Consider the following 23,035-nt stretch of genomic DNA (forward strand, 5'->3'; position numbering starts at 1 on the left):
TCCCTAAGTAAAACCGGGCCACCTCTGAACAAGCAGTGATGTTCCGGAAGTTGTCGGTGCTGCCGTGGCGTCACATTGGCAGAGCGACGGGCGACGAAGTGATGATGTTCGCGGCGGGTTTACGCCGTGGCCGCTTTCCGCCGCGGCTGGACGCCCGAGGACAGCGACGGCGCAGGTCTCCGATCTCGCCACCGACCGGCGAGCCCCAGCAGCGCCATGAACTGGATCAGGTGGAGCCGGCGTCGGCGACCGGAGGCCGGGGGAGCGGTGCCGTGGATCCTGTCAGGAGGGCTCTACGGCTGCCTGATCAGTCCTGCCGGGGCTGGGATGAAAGGACGGCGGATTCCTGGGATCGGCGACCGTGAACGGCTGGAATCCGGGGTCCGCGATCGCGCGCCAGATGAACTCCGAAGCGGACATGTCGAGGTGGGTGCCATTCCTCGCCCCACATCGGTCGCGCGACCAGGGGCCAGGTGGCTGGGTCGGCGGAGCTGTCGGCAAGCCAATAGAACCGGCCGCCCGTCTCCGACCTGCCCCACATGATCAAACCGCTGCCCTCGGTCGGGTCGTACAGTTCGAACGGGTTGAAATACCCGGCCATCCACTCCGGGTCCTCTTGAGACTTCCGCCGCAAGCTGCGCCAGAAACGCAGCAGGGAATCCGCGCCCTCGCCGTTCCGGAGGGGGAAGACGTAGAAGGAAAAGGATCCCGGTCCGAAGCGGACACCGAGTTCCTTCCAGTCGGTCGGCAACCGAGTGCCGAGTCCGGACTCGACCGCGGTCCAGTCGCACTCCTGCCGAGGCCCATGCCGGCCTGTCGTCTCCTGCAGGCGATCCAACCAGTGCACTGCCCTTGCTCCCTTGCCAGGCGTGACTACCGGGCCGGCTCACAGTATTCCCGTCGGGGGATCTCGACGGTGCCCCTGACTGACTCGGCGTGACGCAGCCGCACACCCGGACCCGGCCGCGGACTCTGCCGGCTCCCACGTTCGACGGGCAGGTCGCGTTCCAAGCGGTTCCACACGTGCCGGGACGACTCAGCACCCTTTCGGCCGTCGGCCTCGTCGCACCACGATGACACCACCCTGCCGAGCGCCCGCGATTCCTGGCAGGGCATCAACTCGCAGGCGGGCAGGGTAAACACTCGAAGCTCACCGCGACAACCAGATGTAACTTACAGCAAGCGTTCATCCAAGGCTCGCGACGGCGTCATTCGCGCGTATCGGTTGATCTCTGTAATCGGGTACGCGCTCATGATCGAAATGGGCGCAGCGGGGGTGTTTCCCCGCTTCTCCTCTTCATCCGAGGTTCCAATGAGATTGATGGTCTTGAACCATCGACACAAGAGACCCATGCTGGTCGTGCTCGCCACGGCGACCGCGCTAGCCGCCGCACCTGCCGTCGCATACGCGGACAGCGGTCCGGTCCCGCCGGTCGCCGTTGCTCCGGCCAACGTAGATCCGGTCACCGGTGCGCCGGCCGACGGTGCTCGGGCCACCGGTGCGCCCGACACCGGTGCACCGGCCACCGCGGCGCCCGTCACCGGCGGAATCCCCTTGACCAACACGTCCGAGAGGATCGGCCCGGGGATCGGCCTCCAGCACGTGAAGGCGCTGGCCCAGAAGGGCTGGTACGACGCGCAGTTCCTGAACGTGGACCTGTCCGACGGTGCGGTCCGCACGGACCTGCTGACCTCCGGACCGGTCGCCTCCGGCGGCCCGCTCAGCAAGGCCGCCAACAAGGCCGGCGCCGTCGCGGGCGTCAACGGCGAGTTCTTCGACATCGGCAACTCCAACGCGGCCCTCGGCGGCGAGGTCCAGGCCGGGAAGCTGATCAAGTCCGCCGACACCGGCGGCCGTCAGCACGTGGGCGTCAGCAAGGACGGCATCGCCCAGCTCGTGGACCTGACGGTCGACGCGAACGCGAACTTCGCGGGTGCGGACCACAAGGTGCTGTCGCTCAACGCCGCGAACGGCGGCGGGGTCCCGGCCGACGGCCTGATCGCGTTCACGTCGGCGTGGGGCGACTACAGCCGCAACCGCGGCCTGACGGGCGTACCCAACGACCAGATCGCCGAGGTGCTGGTCGAGAACGGCTCGGTCGTGTCGGTCACGCCGAACGGTCCCGCGGGCTCGGGGCCGATCCCGGACGACGGTTTCGTGCTCGTCGGGCGCGGCGCCGCGGCGACCGCGATCCGCGCACTGCGGCCCGGCGACCCGGTGAAGCTCAGTTACGATCTCGCCGACAACGCGGCCAAGACCATGAAGTTCGCGCTCGGCCACGGCGGCACCATCGTCTCCGGCGGCAAGGCCGTCAGCGGTCTCGACACCTCGATAGCCCCGCGTACCGCGCTCGGCTTCAAGGACGGCGGCAGGAAGCTCGTGCTCGCCACCTGGGACGGCCCGGGCGGCACCGGCAAGGGCGGCATCGGGATCGACGAGGAAGCGCGTGAGCTCGCCGCGATGGGCGTGGAGACCGCGGTCAACCTCGACGGCGGCGGCTCGACCACCATGGTCGCCCGCGCTCTCGGCGAGGACTCCGCGACCGTCCGCAACGTCCCGTCCGACGGCCAGGAGCGCAACGACCCCAACGGCGTAGGCGTGTTCGTCACGAAGGGCGACGGCAAGCTGGACCAGCTCCTCGTCAAGCCCGCGCCGGGCGCGGCGTCGGCCGACGGCGGCGTGAAGGTCTTCCCGGGGCTGCACCGCGCGCTCGTCGCGGAGGGCGTCGACGACCACGAGACGCCGGTGACGGTCGACCCGAAGTCCGTGCGGTGGAACGCGAACGGAGGGCGCGTCCAGGGCGGCACGCTCGCCGCCTCGGCCAAGGCGCACGGCGCGATCACGGTCGACGCTCATGCGGGCAGCAAGAAGGCCCAGGCGAAGGTCACCGTCCTCGGCCCGGTCAGCAGGGTGGAGCTGTCGTCCCAGCGCCTGTCGATCGCCGACGCGAAGCCCGACAACGCTGTCACCGTCTCCGTGACCGGCCGCGACGCCCAGGGCTACACGGCTCCGGTCGACCCGCGGGACCTCTCGCTCGACTACGACCACAGCGTCGTCGACATCAAGTCCGTGGACGGCAAGCTGAAGATCACACCGCTCACCAACGCGGGCACGATCCTCACGGTCTCGGTCGGCGGCAAGTCCGCCCAGCTCCCGATCACCGTCGGCGTGCAGACCAAGACGGTCTACGACTTCGACGACGACGTGCTCTCGCGCTGGCGCAACAACAGCACCGCGGCCACGACGTTCTCGGCGGACCCCGACGGCCTGCGGATCGACTTCAACGCGATGCGCAACGTGGGCATCACGGCGACTTCGGCGGCCGCTCGCGTCCCGGTACCCGGCCAACCGCTGCGCCTGCGAGTACGACTCAAGTCGAGCATCAGCGTGCCGAACGGTCTGACCTACATCAGCTACGTCGACGCGGACGGCAAGAGCAACGGCGTCTACGGCAGTGGCCTGACCGCGAGCGGCGACTGGCAGAACGCGTCGTTCACGCTGCCGGCGAACACGAAGTTCCCGATCGCGGTCTCGGGCTTCCAGGGCATCAACACGAGCGTCGCCCAGCAGAAGGCAGGCACGTTCGTCCTGGACCGCATCGAGGCCGACGTCCCGACGTCGATCGACCTGCCCGCCCAGCCCGACCTGCAGCCCGACCCGCTCGTCTCCGACGACGGCTCGCTGCTCCAGGGCAAGGACACGTGGAAGTTCGCCACGCTGTCGGACGTACAGTTCACGGCCGACAACCCAGCCCTGACCCAGGTCGCGACGACCGCCATCAAGCGGATCCGCCAGACCCACCCGGACCTGATCGTCCTCAACGGTGACGTCACCGACCGTGGACTGCCGCAGGACCTCTCGCTGGCCCGCAAGGTGCTCACCGACGCCGGGTGCGACCTCATCCCGGTCGGCCAAGAGCCGGCGGAGAACAGCACGCCGGACCCGAAGTCCGGCTCGGTTCCCTGCTACTACGTGCCGGGCAACCACGAGTCCTACGGCCTCGACAACGTCCAGCAGGACCTGACGAACTTCACCAAGGAGTTCGGCCGGCCGTACCGGACGTTCGACCACAAGGGCACGCGGTTCATCCTGCTCGCCAGCTCCCTCGGGTCGCTGCGCGGGACGGCGTGGGACCAGCTCCCGATGCTCCAGAAGGCACTCGCCGACGCCAAGAAGGACAAGTCGGTCCACAACGTCATGGTCTTCGCCCACCACCCGGTGGACGACCCCGCCGAGACGAAGGCCAGCCAGCTCGGTGACCGCGACGAGGCCGCGCTGGTCGAGCACATGCTCACGGACTTCCGTGACTCCACGGGCAAGGGCGCCGCGATGGTCGGATCCCACGCCCAGATCGCCGACGTCCACCGCATCGAGGGTGTCCCGTACACGGTGCTGCCGTCGTCGGGCAAGGACCCGTACGGCACGCCGGACCGCGGCGGCTTCACCGGGTGGGTCGACTGGTCCGTCGGCTCGCAGCGCAACGCGGACCAGCAGTGGCTCGAGGCCGACGTGCGCGCCTTCGCGCAGTCCATCACGCTCGACACCCCGGACTCGCTCCAGGTCGGCAAGGCCGTGCAGCTCTCGGGCAGCATCGTGCAGCCTGAGGGCGTGGGGACGGGCACGCGTGTGGTGCCGTTGCGGTACCCGATGTCGGTCGACTGGAGCGGCTCGTCCGACCTGGCGATCGGCAGCGGCAAGCAGGTCATCGACAAGGCCCGCGACGAGGGCAGGGTCGCGATCCTCGACCCGCAGACCCGGACGCTCACCGCGCTGCGCAAGGGCTCGGTGACCGTATCGGTGACGAACGACTCGATGCGCCCCTACGCCGACGACAGCTCACTGGCGCCGATCACGACCTCGAAGACCATCCAGGTCAAGTGACCGTGACCACCACGGGCGGGCAGCCGTTGCGGATCGGCTCCTGAACTGTCCGGTCCGACGTACGAGGCGGTCCGGCTGGGGGCGAGCAGATATGTGCTCGCCCCCAGCCCCCGATCTCCGGCAGAACGAGCGCCTACTTCGCATCGCCGGTGATCCGGCTGATCACGGGACAGGGCGCTGCGGCAGCGGCGTCGCTGTTCCCTGTAGCCGCCCTTCAGGGCCGGCGACGCCGGCAGGGCATCGCGGTCGGCGAAGTGCTTGCAGGGCGCAGCGCCCCTCACACCGGCTGCGTGGCCGTTTGACTCTGCTGGGTCACCGTGGCGACGAGCTCGCCGTCGTTGCCGGCGGCGGGCGCCGCGAGACCCGGCAGGGCGCTCGCCGCGAGTGCGACAGCTGACGCGCGGACCGGACGCATGGGGTGCTTCCTTCCGGTACGGCCGGGCCCATCATCGATGTGGACCGTGCCTGTCCCTGCGAGGGCAGGAAGGGGCCGGCCCGATGCGATCCACGATGGGCCAAAAGGGTGACGGCGCGCTCACTGCCCACATCATCGCCACGGCCGTGATCGTCAGCACGGAGAACGCTGCGCGCCGTCCGGAACGGTGTTGATCGTGGCCGTAGCCACCGGTGTCACCGCATCCTGACCTCGTCGATATCACTTCGGCCAGGGGGCTTCGACAATGCGCTCGACCATGGTTTTGCGGCGGAAGCCGGGAACGAAATGTTCCAGCACGTCCGCGTTGACGGTCCCATAGGTGGTGTCCGGGCGATCTTTGAGCCCCTCGACGAAGACCTGCAGGAATTCCTTCTTGAAATCTCCACGCGGGTGTGCGGCGATGATTTCGTCCACCTGGCCGCCGTCCAGACCGTCCAGCCCCCAGCCGACCGCGTCGGTCAGCACGCCGTAGTTCGTGGCAGCCGTCTCCGGGCCCATCCGGCCGGGGATCCCCGGCGTCGTGTGCAGCGCGATCGCCGTCCAGACCACCTCGGCGGAGCCCTCCGGGAATCCGCGGTCGAGCAGGAACTTGCGCGCGTGATCGGCGCCGTCCAGCTCGAAGCGCTGCTCCGTGTCGGAGAACGGAGTCAACAGGCCCGTGTCGTGAAACATCGCGGACAGGTAGAGCAACTCAGGATCAGGCCGGAGGCCGAGCGCTCGCGCGTGAAGGGAACCGAAGAGAAAAACTCGCCTGGAGTGATGGAAGAGGAGGGGGCCCGTGGTTTCCCGGAGGAATGCAGTGGCCTCCGCCACGGCTGCGGTCTCGGGAATTTCCACGCCTGCGATGGTGTCGGTCATATTGTCGGCGCCTTCCTGTTGCATGTGTCACGAGTAGGCAGTGATCCATCCTCACTCTCAACGGTGCCGACCACACGGCGCTCGGCGCCACCTCGGTCCGGCCACGGACCACCCCCATACAGACGCCTGAGGAAGGGGACCATGAGCTCCCATACGCACCGGGTCGCGATCCTCGTCTACGACGGGGTGACCCTGCTGGACGTCGCCGGCCCCGCAGAGGTGTTCGCCGAGGCGAATCGACTCGGTGCCGACTACCGAACCGTCCTGCTGTCGGCGACCGGCACCGACGTCACCTCGTCGATCGGCATACGGATCACCGTCGACGGCGACCCCACCTCTGAGCCGGCTTCCGACACGTTCCTGATTCCGGGCGGGAACGTCTATCCCAAGACACCCGTCACGCACGATCTGACCGAGGCCGCAAAGGCTCTGGCGGAGCGGTCCGGCCGAGTCGCCTCCGTGTGCTCCGGAGCTTTCGTCCTGGGCGCCGCGGGCCTCCTGGACGGCAAGCGGGCCACCACCCACTGGAAGATCGCCCGCGAGCTCGCCGCCCGGCACCCGAAGATCCGCGTCGAACCGGACGCCATCCATGTGCGCGACGGCAGCACATACACCTCGGCGGGCGTCACCGCCGGCATCGACCTGGCCCTGGCCCTGGTCGAGGAGGACCACGGCCCCGACCTGAGCCGGCACATCGCCCGCGCCATGGTGGTCTACCTGCAACGCGCGGGCGGCCACCCACAGCTCTCCGCTCCCCTGCAGGGCCCGCCGCCCCGGTCTCCAGTGCTCCGCACGGTCGTCGACCTGGTGACGGCCGACCCCGGAGGCAACCACTCCGTTGATGACCTGGCCAGGCAACTCAACCTCAGCCCCCGCCATCTCACGCGGCTGTTCCGGAACGAGTTGGCCACCACGCCGGCCCGGTACGTCGAGTCGATCCGGTTCGACATCGCCAAGGACCTCCTCGAGCAGGGACACTCCGCTACGCAAGCGGCGTCCTTGGCCGGGTTCCCCAGCTACGAGAGCCTCCGGCGGGTCTTCGCACGAGAGTTGGCCATCACTCCCGCTGCCTACGGCCGCCGCTCCGGCACCACCCACCGAACCCACCCCGGACAGCAATCGATGAACACCGGCGGCGAGTCACGGCACCGCTCACCGCAACGATGACCCCGTTCCGGCCGTGCGCAATGAGGGAACTCGGGCGGCGCTTCATCGTCCGGGAGGACCGCGCCGCATCGCCCGCCGCCTGCGCCGGGGGTGCGCACCCTGATGGGGCAGCAGGTGTTCGCCCACCGCGTCACCTCCGGCTCTCCCGACGGGATGCGCGTCGCGGGGAAGACCGGCACCCTGCCGGGCCTGCACAACGAGGCGGCCGTGGTGCACCACCCCGACGGGGGCGCCACGCGCTCGCGGTCTTCGTCCGCGACGAGCATCACCACGCCCACCGGGCGGAGGTGGACACGGCGATCGGCCACGCCGCTCACCCGGCATTGCACTGGCTCCGCACCCCTCGCTGCCGCCCCGCATCCGTCCTGACCAGCTGTCATATCCGTTCCCTCATCGAGGAGCGCGCCCTGCGGTCTTGGACGGGAGCGGGCTTTCGCTGATCTGCTGGGACACGGCGCCGACCCGTCCCATCCCGGCAGAAAGGCCATCTCCTCATGCCCACCCATGGTTTCGACCGTCGCGGACTCATGCGGGCCGCAGCAGCCGCCGGAGTGGCGCTGCCGACAGCATTCGCCTCCGCCACCCCCGCCTCCACGCTGCCGCCGGACGCGTCGAAGTCGCACGGCGACCCGCAACTCGTCTACCGCTGGCTCGGCACCGCTGGGTGGCGGATCGACGCGGGCGGACGCACCCTGCTGGTCGACCCCTACCTCACCCGCTTCGACACCGGGCTGTACCGCGGCGCCTTCGACCCCGCCACCCCGCTGCGCACGGACGGGCCACTGGTGGACCGCCACGTCGGCAGACCGGAGCTGGTCCTGGTCACCCACAGTCATTGGGACCACCTCAACGACGTGCCGCACATCGCCAAGATCACCGGTGCCCGGGTCGTCGGCACAGAGACCACCTACCACCTGCTCCGGGCCCTCGGGGTGGACGCCGGACAGCTGATCGTGGTCAAGGGAGGGGAGGTGCTGGACTTCGACGGCTGCGTGGTGGAGGCGGTCGCCGCCCGGCACAGCCGCAACGCCGCGCACCAGTACTTCGCCCCTGGCACCCTGCACGCGCCGCCCGCCACCGTACCCGCGACCGTCGCCGACCTGCCCGAGGGGGACACCCTCGCCTTCCAGGTGCGCTTCGGTTCCGGGCCGGCTGCCTTCCTCATGGGGGCCAGCGACTTCGCCGAGCGGGAGGTGGACGGGCTGCGGCCCGACATCGCCATGGTCGCCGTGCCCGGCAGCACCGCCACGCATCGGTACGTCCCGCGGCTGTTGCAGGCTCTCGGACGGCCCGAGCTTGTGGTGCCTGTGCACTGGGACGACTTCGAGACGCCGCTCGCCGAGCCCGCGGTCCGCGATCCGGCCATGGATCTGGACGGCTTCGCCGCCCAGGTCCGGCGGGCCGCTCCGGCGAGCCGGGTGCAGCTGCCCGAGCACCTGGCCGCCCTGCACGTCCCCGCCTGACTCTCAGCCCCTGGAGCAGGGATGAGCGCCGACCTCGACCGGCGAAGACAGCCCGGCAGCGCGCCCGCGTCGCAGACCGCCGCCGGCACCGCCACCCACCGGTACCGGTACCGGCACCACAAGGAATTCACGGCGAAGGACGCCGCCCACCCGGACGTGCCGTTCGCCACGTTCTTCGAGCACCCCGGGTACCTCCCGCAGCCGCTCCTGATCTGGTGAATTATGCGCTGAATTGGCTAAGTTGACACCACCTCACCGAGCGTCCACCAGGGAGCGGCAGCCATGAGCCAGCAGCAGAAGACCTTCCGTGCCATCGAGGTCGGCGACGGCAGCGACGGGCGGTGGGCCACCCATGCACAGGCCCTGTGGCCGCTCGCGCAGGGATGGATGACCGAGGAGAGCCGTACCCCGGAGGGCGCGGACCGTGCTCGGAAGCTGTTCGAGACACACATGCCGGAGCTGGTCCCGGTGCTCGACCGCCTTGCCGGTCAGCTCGACCGGCCCGGAGGGGAAACCTTCCTCACCCTCGCGACCGTGCGACCGTTCTTCTCGGGCTGCACCCAGATCGGCGACTCCGGCACTCTGCTGCGCAACTACGACTTCGCGCCCGAGGAGTGCGAGGGCACCATCGTCTCCTCCCACTTCCTGCGCCCGGTGATCGGAATGCAGGATGTGGCCTGGGGCCTGCTGGACGGGATGAACGATGCCGGGCTCGCGGTCTCGCTCACCTTCGGCGGGCGATTCGTCCATGGCCCCGGCTTCGCCATTCTCATCGTCCTGCGCTACCTGCTGGAGACGTGCGACACCGTTGACGAGGCGATCGGCAGGCTGAAGTCCATACCGATCGCCATCCCTCAGAATGTCACCCTTGTCGACTCCGAGAAGGCGGTGACGGTGTTCGTGGGACCGGACATCTCACTGACTGAGGCACCGGAGGCCTGCGCCGCCAACCACCAGCACCTGCCGGTGCCTGACGAACAGGAGCAGTTCTCCCGTACCCAGGAGCGGCTGGGAGCCGTTCGCGAAGCGGGCACTGACGTGGCGGCGATGCTGAAGCCGCCGCTGTATCAGTTCGCTTACGACCAGGGGTTGGGAACCCTCTACACCGCGCATTACCAGCCCTCAGAGGGTCGCGTGACCTACTACTGGCCCGGCGAGTCCTGGGACCAGTCCTTCCACGACTTCGCTCCGGGGTCCCGGACGGTGACCATCGGACGGGCCGGCTGAGAGCTCGTCGCCGCGTCGAATCGACAGACCGCAGCGCTGACGGGACCAGGGGTTTCCCACCCACGGGCTGGGGACGTTGCGGCATCGTCGTTAGGCGGCGCCGTCCCGCCGACAGGATGAGGCTCTCGTGACACGGGTGAATTGGTCAGTGGAGGTCGGGGAGGGTGGGAGTGGGGGCGGCGCCGGTGTCGTCTCCCTTCGCCGGCGCCGCAGTCTGTCGCTGCGGCAGGCTTGGTTCGGGCGGAGAGCGGAACATCAGCCAGCTCAGCACCGGCATCAGGACGAGAGGAGCCAGGGCGGTCCGCAGGGACGTGGCGTCGGCGAGGCTGCTATCAGTGCGGCTGGTCGTCCGCCAGCGCCTCCATCTGGCAGTTGGGCAGCGTGCTGGTCCCGCTCGCGGTCGGCGCCGTCTTCTCGGCGACCGGTTCCTTCGACGCGGCCTGCCTCACCCTCGCTGCCGGCCCCCTCCTCGCGGTGCTGGTCGTCCTTCCCGTACACGACAGTGCCAGGCACCGAAACCCTGACCGCGCTCTCCCGCCAACCGTGACCGAGACAACGTCCACCGTCGCCTGACAGCCGGCCCGCGCCGCGGTCACCGCGGCGATCGGGCACATAACGGCCCGCCCCCGACGGGGTAGATCTCTCACTCCTCATAGGGGAAGCGAGCAAGTGGCGGTTCCTGGGCGAAGAACGTCTTGGCGCGCATGGCCGCCTGCTCGTCGGCGAGCACTTGCCCTGGCCGGGAGCCGTTGCCGAGCAGCACGCCGCCGAAGCGCATACCCATGTAAGCGGCAGTGTGGTGCAGCGTGTGCACCAGCGGCTCGGCGACCACCTCTTCGCGGTGCGCCATCGCCGTCACGCCCCACAGCGTGTGTCCGGCCATCTTCGTCCTGAAACCCGGGTCCGGGGTGGCCAGCCACTTCGACCAGTAGTCGAGGTAGCGCTTGGCATACGACGACATCGAGTACCAGTACAACGGGGAGGCGAGCACGATATCGGTGGCGGCGAGCGTCGCCCGGCGCAGCAGTTCCTCGTTCTCCTGCTGCGGCCAGGGCACGTCGGAGTGCCGGGCGTCGACGTAGTCGGCCAGCGGCAGCTGTGCCAGGTCCAGCCAGCGTTGTCCGACGTCGTTCGGCAACTGCTCGGCCGCGGCCCGGGCCAGCAACTCGGTGTTGCCGTCCGATCGGGCACTGGCGAGGAGGAAGAGAAACGAACGGGTCACGTGAGCTCCAGTCGTCGCGGACGATTGCGTCACCCTGAAACCCCGGCCGGCTCCCAGGTATTTCCGCCCGCGATCGGCTCGACCGGGATGTCTCCTCCTCGAACGGCGCCACGTCATGAGCACCGGCACCAGACCCTGCCGTTTGTGTGCCGGATCCCAACTGACGCCGCTGCCATCGGCGTCGGCGGGTTGCTCGGACGGGCGAGAAGCGCGCGACCGCCGGGCCGGCAGTGACCGTGTCGTGGTCAAGGGGCCGGCCCGGCGGCGTGATGCGCGGTGTGCCTCAGGTGCGCATCGAGGTGTCTCTCAGGTGTGTCTCAGACGGCCGAGCAGTTGATCCCTGCCAGGTTGTGCGAGGCAAGCAGCTGGTTGAAGTTCGGCACGTCGGTGTCGACCGCGGTGCCGAGCTTCTTGAGCTGGTCCTGCAGCAGCGTGTTCAGGTTGTCGAAGACCTGCCGGGTCTGGTCGGTGGGCCGGCCATCGACACTCTCGATCACGGAGTGCAGCGAGGCGATCCTGTTGTTGAGCCTGATGCCGAAGTTGAGCGGATCCTCATTGGCCACGTTCTTGCTCTGGTGCAGCTCGTTCTGAACGGCGTTCAGTGTGTCGTCGAGCGAGGTACCGGCCTTGGTGACGTCCGGATCTTTCGCCGCGGCGACCCGATCATCCACCTGCGCGGTGCACGCGCGGATGTTGATCACGCCCTGGTTGGCGTCGCTGGTGGCGTTCCGAACGGCGAGGTCCAGCTGGAACTGCGCTGCGATGTCGGCCTCCGTGACATGGGTGAGCCGGGAATCCTTGAGGATGTCGAACGACTGCTGCAACGGCTTCCCGTTCACCACGAGGCGTACGGTGTAGCTGCCGAGCGGCGCCTTCGGACCCTGGTTGGAACCCTGCCAGTAGACCAGCCCGGGGAAGCTGACCGCGTCCGGGTAGCGCATGTTCCACGTGGCCGTCCTGCTGCCCGCCGTGGTGGGCACGTCGTTGCTGGAGACGACGGTGCCGTCAGGGGCGACGAACTCCACCTTCGCCGAGGTGACATCCTGTTTGAGGGTGTAGCCCACCCTGACGTTGCTGCTCACCGAACGTACGGCGTTGTCCGGGTCCTGCACGACGGCCAGGTCGTTCTCGGCATCCGCGGCGTGCTGGGTCGGCGGGACCACGGCGGCCGGCGATGATACCGGCTTGATCGGCGTCACCGGTGGGACGGTCTGGTGGAAGTCCGCGATGTCCCCGGGCTTGGTGCCGGGGTTGAGCCTGCGCAGCAGCTCGGCCCCGTCGTCGAGGACGTAGAAACCACGGCCCTGGGTGGAGATCACCAGGTCGTTGCCCTTGACCTTGAGGTCGTAGGCGGTGACGTCGGGCAGATTCGTCCGCAGCGACTGCCAGTGGTCGCCGTCGTCGAACGACACGTACACACCGTGCGCGCTGGTCGCGTAGAGCAGGTCGCCGCGGACCGGGTCCTGGCGGATACTCCACAGGTAGTCGTCCGCTGCGAAGCCGGTGGTGATCTTCGTCCAGTGCTTCCCGCCGTCGTGCGTGCGGTAGGCGATCGGGGTGAAGTCCTCCAGCTTGTAGCGCTGGCCGACGAGGTACGCGGTGTTCTGGGCGGCCTTGTCCGCGCTGTTGGCCTGGGTGGAGTGCCCGGCGTCGATCATGCTGACGCGGGTGAACTTCTCCAGGCCGCCAGGCGTGACCTCACTCCACTTGTCGCCGCCCTTCTGGGTGAGCCAGACCCGGCCGTCGTCGGTGCCCGCCCAGATGAGGTTCTTGTTCACGGTCGACGGGGCGATCGAGAACACGGTGGCGTAGTACTCGATGCCGGTCTGGTCCAGGGTGATCGGCCCACCGGAAGGACCGAGGGTGGCCGGATCGGCGTAGCTGAGATCCGGGCTGATCTCCTGCCAGGACTGCCCACTGTTCGTCGACTTCATCACGTGCTGTGAGCCGGCGTAGATGGCGTCCGGCTCGGCCGGGTTGGTCACCAGCGGGTACGACCACTGGAAGCGGTGCTTCAGCGTGCCGGCCGCCGAGCCCATCGGGTTGTCCGGCCAGGGGTCGACCCGCCGGGCGCCGATGGCGCTCTCACCGCTGCGGTCGAAGCGGCTCATCGAACCGGTCCACGGCCCGCAGCAGCTGCCCGCGTAGAACACGTTGGAGTTCTTCGGGTCGACGGCGATCGGCCCGCTCTCGCTGCCACCGGTGATGTTGACCGTGTCGGTGCCGCCGGTGCTGGACACGCAGGTGGTGCCGCGGTCCTGCTGCTGGCCGCAGATCAGGTACGGTTCGTCGTCGGTGGTGACCACGCTGTAGAACTGGCCCGTCGAGTAGTCCTCCGCGGTCCACGACGAGCCGCCGTTCGTGGATACGGTGGCGCCGCCGTCGTTGCCCTCGATCATCCGTTGGTTGTTCTGCGGGTCGATCCACAGGGCGTGGTTGTCGCCGTGCGGCAGGCCACTCATCGTCGAGAAGTTGGCGCCGCCGTCGTTCGAGCGCAGGAACTGCACTTCGGGTACGTAGACCCGGTCCTTGTCGACCGGGTCGGCGACTACTCGGGTGTAGTAGAAGGCGCGCTGCCGGACGGCCTGGCTGTTGTTGATCAGCTTCCAGGTGCTGCCCGCGTCGTCGGAGCGGAACAGCCCGCCGTCCTTCGCCTCCACGAGCGCGTACACCCGGTTCGGGTCGGCGCCGGAGACGCTGACCCCGACCTTGCCGATCGGCGCGTCCGCGGGCAGCCCGAGGCGGGAGGTCAGCTCGGTCCAGGTGCTGCCGCCGTCGGTCGACTTGTAGAGTCCGCTGCCCGGGCCACCGTTCTCCGTTTTCCAGAACTTGCCCTGGACCTGCCACATCCCGGCGTACAGCACGTCCGGGTTGGACGGGTCCATCGTCACGTCCGGCGAACCGGTCTGGTCGTCCACGTACAGAACGCGCTGCCAGTTCTGGCCACCGTCGGTGGAGCGGAACACACCTCGCTCGGTGTTCTTGCCCCACACGTGCCCCTGCGCCGCGACGAACACACGGTCACAGTCGCCCGGGTCGACCTGGATCCGGCCGATCATCTGGGTGTCGGCGAGTCCCAGGTGCTTCCAGCTCTTGCCGCCGTCGGTGGTCTTGTAGACGCCGTCGCCCGGGATGATGTTCCCGCGCAGGTCCACCTCGCCCATGCCGATGTAGACCGTGTCCGGATCGGACGGACACACCGAGACCGCGCCGACCGACGAGCTCGAGATCTTCCCGTCCGTCACCGGCGCCCACTCCGTGCCGCCGTCGGTGGTCTTCCACAGACCACCGCCGGTCGCCCCGAAGTAGTACTCGTTCGGACGGGCGGAGTTGCCTGCGACAGCGATCGAGCGCCCGCCGAGCTGCGGGCCGACGTTGCGCCAATTCAGGCCGGCGTACAGCGAGGGGTCAACGCCCTTCGGCGTCGGCGACGCGGCGGCCGGCGCGGCCGGCGCGACGAGAGGCAGCCCGAGCAGGAGTGCCGCCGCTCCGGCGACCCGCATCAATGGCCGCTTCAATTGGCCACCCCCCGACGAAGACGGGACGGGTGCGCCGCTATGACGCGGCGGGTGACGCCGGTTCTGGCTGAGGTCGGGGGAGACTTCCGTATGCCGCGCAATGCGGCGCCGTTCGGTGAGAACACCATGATGCATCCGCTCCTGACTGAGCGGAGACCGGCATCCGCAACGCTTTACCAGCCCGGGTAAACAGGCATGGCACATCACATCGTAAAGCTGACACCGTAGATGCCCGTCTCCACTTCTATGGCATGTACATGTAGCCTGCCCAGGCATTGGAACACAACAGGGGTCAACCCTCGCACTGCGATGTCGGACGCAGGCCACATGTGGACTACGGGCGCATGTCGAGGGCGTCGAAGCCGGCGCGTCGTTGCGGACTCGGCATTGGTGGCCGGCTGTTGATTCCCGGGCTGACGTCCACTTGACGGGAAGTCACCTGGTGGTCAGCGGAGACACTGCGTCGATGTGCCGGGGTCGGAGCACGATCTTGCCGTGTGTCTGCCGCCGTTCCAATTCGTGGAACGCGTCTCGCACCCGCTCCAGCGGGTAGGTGCGGGCGATCGGCACGTCCAGCTCTCCGCGCGCGGCGAGTCGGGCCAGTTCGCCGAGCACGACCGCGCACGCCGCCGAGCCTTCTCCGTAGGTCCGCGCACCGACCCTGGCCGCGGCCTGCCAATCGCGGATCGTGTTGATCCTCTCGGGCGCCACGCCCAACTCCACCGCCAGTTCCACGTAGCCGTCGCCGAACGTGTCGATGAAGGCGTCGGCGTTCCCGTCGCAAGCCCGCCGGATCCGTTCGGCCACGCCCTCGCCGTACACGACCGGGACGACGCCGCGATCCTTCAGCCACGCGTGGTTCCGCTCACTCGCCAGCCCGATCACCGTCGCGCCTCGCCTTCGCGCGAGCTGCACCGCAAGCGACCCGACACCGCCGGCGGCACCGGACACCACGACCGTGTCGCCCGGTCCGGGATCCACCGCGAACACGCTGGCGTACGCGGTCGTGCCGGCCACGTACAGCGAGCCGGCCACGTCCCAGGGCAGGTCTGCCGGACGGGAGACCAGATTCACGTCGTCGACCACGACGAACTCCGCGTGGCTCGCCCTGTTATGGGTGAAGCCCAGGACCTCGTCGCCCACCGCGAAGCCGCGCACCTCGGGGCCGGTCTCCACCACGACGCCGGCCAGATCGCTGCCCTGCCCGGAGGGGAACGTCGCCGGCCACCGGCGGTGCCGCGCGCCCTCGCGGATCATCACCTCGCCCGGCTGGATCCCGGCCGCGCGGACCTCGACCAGCAGCTGCCCAGGGCCGGGTGTCGGCCGTGCCACCTCCTCCACCCGCAGCACGTCGATCCCGCCGTACGCGTGGAACCGCACCGCCTTCATCGCTTGATCAACACCCTTCGCCGTTCGCCGACAAGCCTGGGACGGCCACGCGCGGGAAGACCACACATCGACCGTGCCGTCACCTTCAACGGTTCGGGAACAGAGCCGTCTTCCCGGAGGCCCCACCGAAAGCGACGACGTCCGCGCCGGCCTCGGCGTCGGCGGCCAGAGGGGTGCGCCGGATGAGAAGACCACGCAGACGTACGACATCTTCGGCCGTCCGCTGGTCGGCACAGCCCAAGGCACCACGAACGCGCTCGAGTCGGGCAACATGTGGATCCGGCGAGCAGTCAAGGCCCGTGGACACTTCCGGAGCGAGCAGGTGGCGTTGAAGTGCGCTTCAGCGCGTGACGACATCGGCCGGTCACTGGCCCAAGCGGCACATCGCCGTCGATACGGTCGGTCAGTAGCTCCTTCTGGTCACCGCCGTTGGAACTGTGGAGTGCGCTTCTCGGTGAAGGCGCGGCGCCCCTCCTCGGCGTCGTCGGTGGCGAAGCAGATGGTCTGCAGATCGCGCTCGTAGACCAGCGCCTGCTCCTCCGGCATGCTCGCCGCCGCGCGCAGGTTCACCTTCGCTGTCTCCGTCGCGATCGGTGCGCGGGCCGCGATGGACGCGGCCACCGCGTGGGCCCGCGGCAGGAGGTCCTCGGGCTCGGTCAACTCGCTCACCAGGTGCCAGTCCAGGGCCCGGGCCGCGTCGATGGGATCCCCCGTCATCAGCATCAGCGCCGCATTGCTCGGCCCGGCCGCGCGTGACAGGAAGGCGGACATGCCTCCGCCGCCGATCCACCCCAGTTTGACCTCCGGGGCACCCAGTCGGGCCGTCGTGACGGCGATCCTGATGTCGCAGCTCAGGGCCGTCTCCAACCCGCCGCCCAGGGCATAGCCGTTGATGGCGGCGATGGTCGGCTTGGCCAGCCGCCGCAGCGCGTCGCAGTAGTCGACGCGGTTGCGGAAGTCCCACGGGGTCGCGTACGCGTCGAGGGCACGGATGTCCGAGCCGACAGTGAACGCGCGCTCCCCGGCACCGGTCACCACGATCGCGCGTACGTCGGGGTCTGTGTTGCAGGTCTCCACTGCCTTGGCCAGTTGTTCGGCCATCCGCGGTGTGACGGCGTTGAGTTTCGCCGGACGGTCGATCGTGAGGGTGGCCACCAGGGCCGAGCTGTCGCGTTCGAGGCGGATGGTGCCGTCCGTGTCCGTGCTCATGCGTCTCCTCGCAAGGGGGTGAATGCAGCCGACCGTTGACGTAACTCCTATGACATCATATGTTTGCGGCCGTCGTGGGAGGGAGCAATCGTGCAGATCGTGCGAGCCCGGTACGGGAACGGTGTCGGCCTTCACGGGGGAGTACTGACTCAGCGGGGATTCCACGCGCTGCCGGTCGACTTGGACGAACTGCTGGAGCTCCCTCTCCGGGAGCTGCGCCGGGTCGTCGAGGACGCCGTCGCGGCGCCGCCGACCCGGCCGTCGGACGAGGTCCCCCAACTGGGCGCACCAGTCTGCGGACTGACCGAGGTCTGGGCCGCGGGCGTCACCTACGAGCGATCCCGAGCCGCGCGCATGGCGGAGAGCGAGCACGAGGCCGACATCTACGACCGGGTCTACGCAGCCGAGCGGCCGGAGCTGTTCTTCAAGGCGGCGTCCTGGCGGGTGGTCGGCCCGGACGAACCTGTAAGCGTGCGCGCGGACTCCGCCGTCAACGTGCCGGAACCCGAACTCGCCGTCGTCGCCAACCGGTTCGGCGAGACCGTGGGCTACACGATCTGCGACGACGTCAGCTCCCGCTCGATCGAGGGTGAGAACCCCCTCTACCTGCCGCAGGCGAAGGCGTATCTCGGCGCCTGCGCGCTGGGCCCCGGCATCACGCCGGTGTGGGAGGTGAGTGCCCCCCACGCGCTCGCGATGGAGCTCACCATCTCCCGGGAGGGACGGACCGCCTGGCAGGGGCGGTCCTCTACCGGGCTGCTGCGCCGTGAGCTGCCCGAACTGCTCGGCTACCTCTTCCGTGCCGACGAGTTCCCGCAGGGCGTGGTGCTCGCGACCGGCACCAGCCTCGTGCCGGAACTGCCCTTCACGCTGGCGGAGGGCGACGTGGTGCACATCGGTGTGGCCGGTCTCGGTGCGCTGGACAATCCGGTGGTCGTCGGCAAGGAGGCGATGGCCTGGCTGCTCGACCGGGCTCTGCACGGCCGCGTGTCGGGAGGGCGGCGGGCGATGAGCGGCGCGGCCGTCGCAGGGCAGCCAGGCGGCTGTACAGAGAACAGCGCCTCGATCGAGGGGGAGGCCTAGTCGTGTCGGTCCTCGGCGGATACCGGGTCCTCGACCTGTCGATCGCCATGGCCGGACCGCTGGCCACCATGCGGCTCGGTGACCTCGGCGCGGACGTGCTCAAGATCGAGCCGGTGACGGGGGAGTGGCAGCGGCGCACTGCTGCCGGCGGGGCCACCGGGAACAAGGTCAACGCATCCTTCCTGTCGCTGAACCGCAACAAGCGCAGCCTGGCCGTCGACCTCAAGCAGGACAGCGGCCGCGACCTCGTGTACCGGCTCGCCGCCCGCTCCGACGTGTTCCTCCAGAACTACCGGCCCGGAGTGGCCGACCGGCTCGGCCTGGACTACGAGTCGATCCGTGCCGTGCGGCCCGACATCGTCTACGTCTCCATCTCCGGGTACGGCGAGAGCGGACCGTACGCCCATCGGCCCGGGCAGGACCTCCTCCTGCAAGGTCTCACGGGCGCACTGCACAGTGGGGGAGCCGCCGACGGGCCCCCACAGCCGGGACCGTACTTCGTCGCGGACGCCATCACCGCCTACTCCGCCTTCGAGGCCGTGCTCGCCGCGCTGCTGCACCGCGAACGCACCGGGGAGGGACAGCGGGTCTCGGTCAACATGCTCGACGCCATGATCGCGATGCAGATGCAGGAGCTGTCGGTGCGCACGGTGGGCGGCGTTCGCCAGCGCCGCGGGCACGAGATACACGCCCACACGTATATCCGCGCCCCGTACGGCATCTTCCCGACGCGGGACGGACACCTCGCGCTCGCCTTCGCCGATCTGACCGTCCTCGCCGAGGAGTTCGGCGACCCGGCGCTCGCCGCGTGGGACGCGGAACGCGACGGCTTCACGCACCGCGAGGAGATCTCCCGGGCCGTCGCCGCCCACCTACTCGGCGACACCACCGAGTCGTGGCTGCGCCGGCTCGGCGCGCGCGGGGTCTGGGTCGGACCCGTCAACTCCTACGAGGACGTCCTGGAGGACCCGCAGGTCCTCCACAACGGCAGCTTCATCCACTACGAGCATCCGACCGAGGGCAAGGTCACCACACCTGGCTTCGCATTCCGCATGGACCGCACTCCACCCGAGCTGCACCGGGGCGCGCCCACCTGCGGCGAGCACACCACGGAGATCCTCGGCGAACTGGGCCTGCCCGCCGGCGTGATCGAGGACCTGTTCGTGAACGGAGTGATCGCGTGACCGATGCCTCGCCCGCCGCCGACCCGCGCCGCCGCGACCCGGGCGGCGCGTCGCTGACCGGCATGACCTGGGACCACCCGCGGGGCCACTGCGCACTCGACGCCTTCGCGCAGACATTCGAGGCACCCGCCGTCGACTGGCACCGGCAGCCGCTGTCCGCCTTCGAGGCGCACCCCGTCGCCGAACTGGCCAGGGAATACGACCTCATGGTCATCGACCACCCCGGGCTCGGCGCGGCGATCGAAGCGGACGCTCTGCTGCCGCTCGAAGAGGTCGTCGACAGCGGGCAGCTGGAGACCTGGCTGGCCGTGACTGTCGGCCGCAGCGCCGCCAGCTATCGCATGTGCGGCCGGACGTGGGCGGTTCCGGTCGACGCCGCCGCACAGGTCGCGGTGCACCGGCGCGACGCGCACGTACCGGTGCCCGCCCGCTGGGAGGAGGCGCCCGATGTCGCGGCCGATTACCCCGTGACGCTCTGCCTCGGTGGCCCCCACGCGATGCTGAACCTGCTGGCGATGTGCGCGCAGCAGTCGGCGGCCGCCGCCGAGGCCGGCCGGCCGGTGTCCCCCGAGTCGGCCGGCGTCCGGCAGCTGCTGCCCCAGGAGTCCGCCGTCGAGGCGCTGGAGCTGTTGCGGACCGTGTACCGGGCGGGCGACCGGGAGACCTCACTGCTCGACCCGATCCAGGTGCACGAGGCCATCGCGGCCAGCGGTCCCAGCCCTGTCTGGTGCCCGCTCGCCTACGGTTACGTCTCCTACGCCCGGCCCACCACGGGACACGCTCTGGCATGGGCCGACGCACCGGGACGGCGGGGCAGCGGACCGCTCAGCGTCCTCGGTGGGACCGGCCTCGCCGTCTCCCGCCGGACCGAGGGCAATCCGGCCGTGGGCGACTGGCTGACCGCCTACCTCCGCGACGAGGTGCAGAGGGGACTGGTCCCCGCGGCCGGGGGCCAACCCGCCCACCGAGAGGTGTGGGCAGGGCCGCACGCCGACTCGGACCGAGGCGGCTTCTACGGCTCCACCGTAGCCACCCTGGAGGCCGCCTGGGTGCGGCCCCGCATGCCCGGCTGGATAGGACTTCAGGCCGAGGGCTCGGAGCTGGTGCGCGAGGCCGTCGTGCAGGGTGGCTCCGCGCGCAGTGTCGTCGACCGGATCAACCGCGACTTCGCGGCCCTGTGCCGCCGTACGCGCCCTGAGTTCGAGCAGGCAAAGGAGCTGACATGAGTGTCGCCGTTGTCACCGGAGCCGGTGGTGCTCTCGGTCGGGCGATCGCGTTGCGACTGGCCCGCGACGGGCACAGCGTGGCGGCTACCGACGTCCACGAGCCGACCCTGGCCGACACGGCCTCCGCCCTGGCCGACGAGGACTGCGACGCCTTCGCGCAAGCCGTGGACCTGTGCGACGAGCGGGCCGTGAGCGCATTCTTCGACACCGTCCGCGAGCGCCTCGGCGACACAACCGTCCTCGTCAACAACGCCGCCGTCTACCCCGCCGTGCCCTTCCTCAAGATGCCTCTCGCGGAGTACGAGCGGGTCCACACGGTCAACCAGCGCGGTTACTGGCTGTGCGCCCAGCAGGGCGCGCGGCAGATGGTCGCCGCCGTGCCGCGGACCGACCGGTGCATCGTGAACGTCGCCTCGATCACGATGCACGGCGGCTGGGAGGACCTCGCCGCCTACACCGCCACCAAGGGCGCCGCGGTGGCCCTCACCCGCGCCCTCGCGCGAGAGCTCGGACCGCACGGTGTCCGAGTGAACGCGGTCTCCCCGGGCGCCTTCAAGACCGCCGCCGAAGAGATCCATGAGGATCCCGAGTCCTACAGCGAGATGGTCGTGCGGCGGCAGGCGCTCAAACGGCGCGGCAGCCCCGACGAGCTCGCGGCGGTGGTGTCCTTTCTGACCGGCCCGGACGCGTCCTTCGTGACCGGTCAGACGATCGAGGTCAACGGCGGATGGGTGATGGCATGAGCGTGCAGCACCAAGCAGGCGGCGTACGGGGGCATGGGCGGCCGGTGCCGGGCCGGCTCGACATCGCCCGGCACGCCGGGGAGATCAGCGCCTACGGAGGTGTCCGCGCGGTCGTCCTGGACGACGGCGTCGAACGAGGTGTGCGTGCCCTGGAGTTCAGCACCGGAGGCGGACTGCGCTTCGACGTGCTCGTCGACCGGGCCATGGACATCGGCCTGGCCGAGATGGACGGCGTGTCGGTCGGCTGGCGCTCGCGCACCGGCTTCCGCCACCCGGGGCTGCACGAGAACGCGGACGAGGAGGGGCTGTCCTGGCTGCGCAGCATGTCGGGGCTGGTGGTCACCGGGGGTCTCGACCACACGCTCTTCGGCGGCGACGTCGACGCCGGGCACTACCGCTACCCGCCGCGGCCCACCGTCCGACACGGTCTGCACGGCCGCGTCGCCAACATCCCCGCTCGGCTGATCGGTTACGGCCACGAGTGGACGAGTGAGGACCGTTGCGTGCTGTGGGCCGAGGGCGAGGTGACGCAGGCCACCAACTTCGGCGAGCACCTGACACTGCGGCGTCGTATCGAGGCCGACCTCGGCGGCACCGAGATCCGGCTGCACGACGTGGTCACCAACGCCGGCTTCGATCCCACTCCCCACATGTTCCTGTACCACGTGAACGTGGGCTGGCCCTTTCTCGACAGCGGCACCCGATTCGTCGCCGACGTCGACGCCACCGTGTGGCAGAGCGAGAGCGTGGCCGAACAGGGCGTCGACCACCTGTGTTTCGACCGGCCGCTGCCAGGTTTCGTCGAGCAGGTCTACGAGCATCGCCTCGTCGCCGACGACCAGGGACGGCACCGGGTGGCACTGGTCAACGAAGCGCTCGGTCAGTCCTTCGAACTCGACGTGGACTCGGCCGCGTTCCCGCACTTCTTCCAGTGGCTGAACCTGCGCGAGGGCGGCTGGGCGGTAGGTCTGGAACCCTCCACCCACGCGGTCGCAGGAGACGCGGCGGCGCGCGAGGACGGCAGCATGATCTGGCTGGGTCATGGTCAGCAGCGCAGCTATGACAGTGTGTTCCGTTTCGGCAGAATCCCCGTCATGCGCTGAGCGTCGAGCGCCGCCTCGCCTTCTTCGTCTCCGATGCCGGGGTACTCGGCGTCGTGGGTGAGCATGTGCCAGGTGGCACGGTGCACACCGGTTGCGCGCGGACCGGATGCCGGAGTCCTTCGACCCGGGCCCGGAGCGGGCCGCGCGCGATGACCGTCAGGCTGCGGGCCGGATGGCACCACCGCTGAGGACCCAGGCGCCGTGGCCCATCCCGTCTCGGCGTTCGGCCGCTGGAGCTGGGGCGGGGGTCTCACTCCCCGCGGGGGCGGCGCCGCGACCAGGACTTGGTGATGTGGTCCCGCATGGCGGCCGCGGCCGCCTCGGC

Annotated in this window: 19 protein-coding genes; 11 read left to right on the plus strand and 8 right to left on the minus strand. The window is 69.6% G+C overall.

Going from position 1 to position 23,035, the window contains the following annotated elements; genetic code table 11:
• Positions 1-307: 307 nt before the first annotated feature.
• Both BZY54_RS52385 and BZY54_RS51085 read right to left on the minus strand, forming a co-directional pair.
• Positions 308-847, minus strand: coding sequence for a hypothetical protein (locus BZY54_RS52385; RefSeq protein WP_086728579.1), 540 nt, complete (start codon positions 845-847; stop codon positions 308-310).
• Between the two features lie 326 nt (positions 848-1,173).
• On the minus strand, positions 1,174-1,566 hold the full coding sequence (locus BZY54_RS51085; RefSeq protein WP_158103934.1) for a hypothetical protein: 393 nt from the start codon (positions 1,564-1,566) through the stop codon (positions 1,174-1,176).
• Between BZY54_RS51085 and BZY54_RS30650 the strand changes: the two genes are divergently transcribed.
• Positions 1,556-4,882 (plus strand): phosphodiester glycosidase family protein, encoded by a 3,327-nt coding sequence (locus BZY54_RS30650; RefSeq protein ID WP_158103935.1) that lies wholly within the window; start codon positions 1,556-1,558, stop codon positions 4,880-4,882. The genes BZY54_RS51085 and BZY54_RS30650 overlap by 11 nt on opposite strands.
• Positions 4,883-5,159: 277 nt before the next feature.
• Here BZY54_RS30650 and BZY54_RS51090 read toward each other — a convergent pair whose 3' ends face one another.
• Both BZY54_RS51090 and BZY54_RS30660 read right to left on the minus strand, forming a co-directional pair.
• On the minus strand, positions 5,160-5,297 hold the full coding sequence (locus BZY54_RS51090; RefSeq protein WP_158103936.1) for a hypothetical protein: 138 nt from the start codon (positions 5,295-5,297) through the stop codon (positions 5,160-5,162).
• 240 nt (positions 5,298-5,537) lie between these two features.
• Positions 5,538-6,176 (minus strand): HD domain-containing protein, encoded by a 639-nt coding sequence (locus tag BZY54_RS30660; protein WP_086728581.1) that lies wholly within the window; start codon positions 6,174-6,176, stop codon positions 5,538-5,540.
• A gap of 141 nt (positions 6,177-6,317) precedes the next feature.
• Here BZY54_RS30660 and BZY54_RS30665 point away from each other — a divergent pair, with 141 nt between their 5' ends.
• The 5 genes from BZY54_RS30665 (at position 6,318) to BZY54_RS30685 (ending at position 10,033) form a co-directional block, all read left to right on the plus strand.
• Positions 6,318-7,343, plus strand: a complete 1,026-nt coding sequence (locus tag BZY54_RS30665) for a GlxA family transcriptional regulator (RefSeq protein WP_086728582.1) — start codon at positions 6,318-6,320, stop codon at positions 7,341-7,343.
• A 102-nt stretch (positions 7,344-7,445) separates the two neighbouring features.
• Positions 7,446-7,712 (plus strand): serine hydrolase, encoded by a 267-nt coding sequence (locus tag BZY54_RS53740; protein ID WP_244217419.1) that lies wholly within the window; start codon positions 7,446-7,448, stop codon positions 7,710-7,712.
• 125 nt (positions 7,713-7,837) lie between these two features.
• Positions 7,838-8,806, plus strand: a complete 969-nt coding sequence (locus BZY54_RS30675; protein ID WP_086728583.1) for an MBL fold metallo-hydrolase — start codon at positions 7,838-7,840, stop codon at positions 8,804-8,806.
• A gap of 21 nt (positions 8,807-8,827) precedes the next feature.
• Positions 8,828-9,025 carry a hypothetical protein gene (locus BZY54_RS30680; protein ID WP_086728584.1) on the plus strand — a complete coding sequence of 66 codons (198 nt, stop codon included), beginning with the start codon at positions 8,828-8,830 and terminating at the stop codon, positions 9,023-9,025.
• 63 nt (positions 9,026-9,088) lie between these two features.
• Complete coding sequence (locus tag BZY54_RS30685) at positions 9,089-10,033, plus strand: C45 family autoproteolytic acyltransferase/hydrolase (protein WP_086728585.1); 945 nt, start codon at positions 9,089-9,091, stop codon at positions 10,031-10,033.
• Between the two features lie 643 nt (positions 10,034-10,676).
• On the opposite strand, the gene BZY54_RS30690 is transcribed toward BZY54_RS30685, so the two are convergent.
• The 4 genes from BZY54_RS30690 to BZY54_RS30705 all read right to left on the minus strand — a co-directional run bounded on the left by BZY54_RS30690 (position 10,677) and on the right by BZY54_RS30705 (position 17,371).
• Positions 10,677-11,255, minus strand: coding sequence for a flavodoxin family protein (locus tag BZY54_RS30690; RefSeq protein ID WP_086728586.1), 579 nt, complete (start codon positions 11,253-11,255; stop codon positions 10,677-10,679).
• Between the two features lie 317 nt (positions 11,256-11,572).
• Positions 11,573-14,773 carry a WD40/YVTN/BNR-like repeat-containing protein gene (locus BZY54_RS30695; protein WP_158103937.1) on the minus strand — a complete coding sequence of 1,067 codons (3,201 nt, stop codon included), beginning with the start codon at positions 14,771-14,773 and terminating at the stop codon, positions 11,573-11,575.
• A gap of 435 nt (positions 14,774-15,208) precedes the next feature.
• The gene (locus BZY54_RS30700; RefSeq protein ID WP_086728588.1) at positions 15,209-16,162 is read right to left on the minus strand and encodes an NADP-dependent oxidoreductase; all 954 of its coding nucleotides are present in this window, start codon (positions 16,160-16,162) and stop codon (positions 15,209-15,211) included.
• Between the two features lie 420 nt (positions 16,163-16,582).
• The gene (locus BZY54_RS30705) at positions 16,583-17,371 is read right to left on the minus strand and encodes an enoyl-CoA hydratase/isomerase family protein (RefSeq protein WP_086728589.1); all 789 of its coding nucleotides are present in this window, start codon (positions 17,369-17,371) and stop codon (positions 16,583-16,585) included.
• Between the two features lie 90 nt (positions 17,372-17,461).
• Here BZY54_RS30705 and BZY54_RS30710 point away from each other — a divergent pair, with 90 nt between their 5' ends.
• The 5 genes from BZY54_RS30710 to BZY54_RS30730 are packed head-to-tail and all read left to right on the plus strand — an operon-like array spanning position 17,462 to position 22,710.
• Positions 17,462-18,454 (plus strand): fumarylacetoacetate hydrolase family protein, encoded by a 993-nt coding sequence (locus tag BZY54_RS30710; RefSeq protein ID WP_244217420.1) that lies wholly within the window; start codon positions 17,462-17,464, stop codon positions 18,452-18,454.
• A gap of 2 nt (positions 18,455-18,456) precedes the next feature.
• A complete protein-coding gene (locus tag BZY54_RS30715) occupies positions 18,457-19,638 on the plus strand; it encodes a CaiB/BaiF CoA transferase family protein (RefSeq protein ID WP_086728590.1) in 1,182 nt (393 codons plus the stop codon).
• A complete protein-coding gene (locus BZY54_RS30720; protein WP_086728591.1) occupies positions 19,635-20,864 on the plus strand; it encodes a type 2 periplasmic-binding domain-containing protein in 1,230 nt (409 codons plus the stop codon). The genes BZY54_RS30715 and BZY54_RS30720 overlap by 4 nt, the downstream gene beginning before the upstream one ends.
• Positions 20,861-21,607, plus strand: a complete 747-nt coding sequence (locus tag BZY54_RS30725; RefSeq protein ID WP_086728592.1) for an SDR family NAD(P)-dependent oxidoreductase — start codon at positions 20,861-20,863, stop codon at positions 21,605-21,607. The genes BZY54_RS30720 and BZY54_RS30725 overlap by 4 nt, the downstream gene beginning before the upstream one ends.
• The gene (locus tag BZY54_RS30730) at positions 21,604-22,710 is read left to right on the plus strand and encodes an aldose 1-epimerase family protein (protein WP_086728593.1); all 1,107 of its coding nucleotides are present in this window, start codon (positions 21,604-21,606) and stop codon (positions 22,708-22,710) included. The genes BZY54_RS30725 and BZY54_RS30730 overlap by 4 nt, the downstream gene beginning before the upstream one ends.
• Positions 22,711-23,035 lie beyond the last annotated feature (325 nt).

Origin of the sequence: Streptomyces carpinensis (genome assembly GCF_002154505.1) — a bacterium.
In the GTDB taxonomy this organism is placed as follows: Bacteria; Actinomycetota; Actinomycetes; order Streptomycetales; family Streptomycetaceae; genus Streptomyces; species Streptomyces carpinensis.

Coding starts and splice junctions, on each gene's coding strand:
- BZY54_RS30730 (WP_086728593.1), top strand. CDS start 21,604: ATGAGCGTGCAGCACCAAGCAGGCGGCGTACGGGGGCATGGGCGGCCG.
- BZY54_RS30665 (WP_086728582.1), top strand. CDS start 6,318: ATGAGCTCCCATACGCACCGGGTCGCGATCCTCGTCTACGACGGGGTG.
- BZY54_RS30705 (WP_086728589.1), bottom strand. CDS start 17,371: ATGAGCACGGACACGGACGGCACCATCCGCCTCGAACGCGACAGCTCG.
- BZY54_RS53740 (WP_244217419.1), top strand. CDS start 7,446: ATGGGGCAGCAGGTGTTCGCCCACCGCGTCACCTCCGGCTCTCCCGAC.
- BZY54_RS30680 (WP_086728584.1), top strand. CDS start 8,828: ATGAGCGCCGACCTCGACCGGCGAAGACAGCCCGGCAGCGCGCCCGCG.
- BZY54_RS30725 (WP_086728592.1), top strand. CDS start 20,861: ATGAGTGTCGCCGTTGTCACCGGAGCCGGTGGTGCTCTCGGTCGGGCG.
- BZY54_RS30675 (WP_086728583.1), top strand. CDS start 7,838: ATGCCCACCCATGGTTTCGACCGTCGCGGACTCATGCGGGCCGCAGCA.
- BZY54_RS30700 (WP_086728588.1), bottom strand. CDS start 16,162: ATGAAGGCGGTGCGGTTCCACGCGTACGGCGGGATCGACGTGCTGCGG.
- BZY54_RS30685 (WP_086728585.1), top strand. CDS start 9,089: ATGAGCCAGCAGCAGAAGACCTTCCGTGCCATCGAGGTCGGCGACGGC.
- BZY54_RS30660 (WP_086728581.1), bottom strand. CDS start 6,176: ATGACCGACACCATCGCAGGCGTGGAAATTCCCGAGACCGCAGCCGTG.
- BZY54_RS51090 (WP_158103936.1), bottom strand. CDS start 5,297: ATGCGTCCGGTCCGCGCGTCAGCTGTCGCACTCGCGGCGAGCGCCCTG.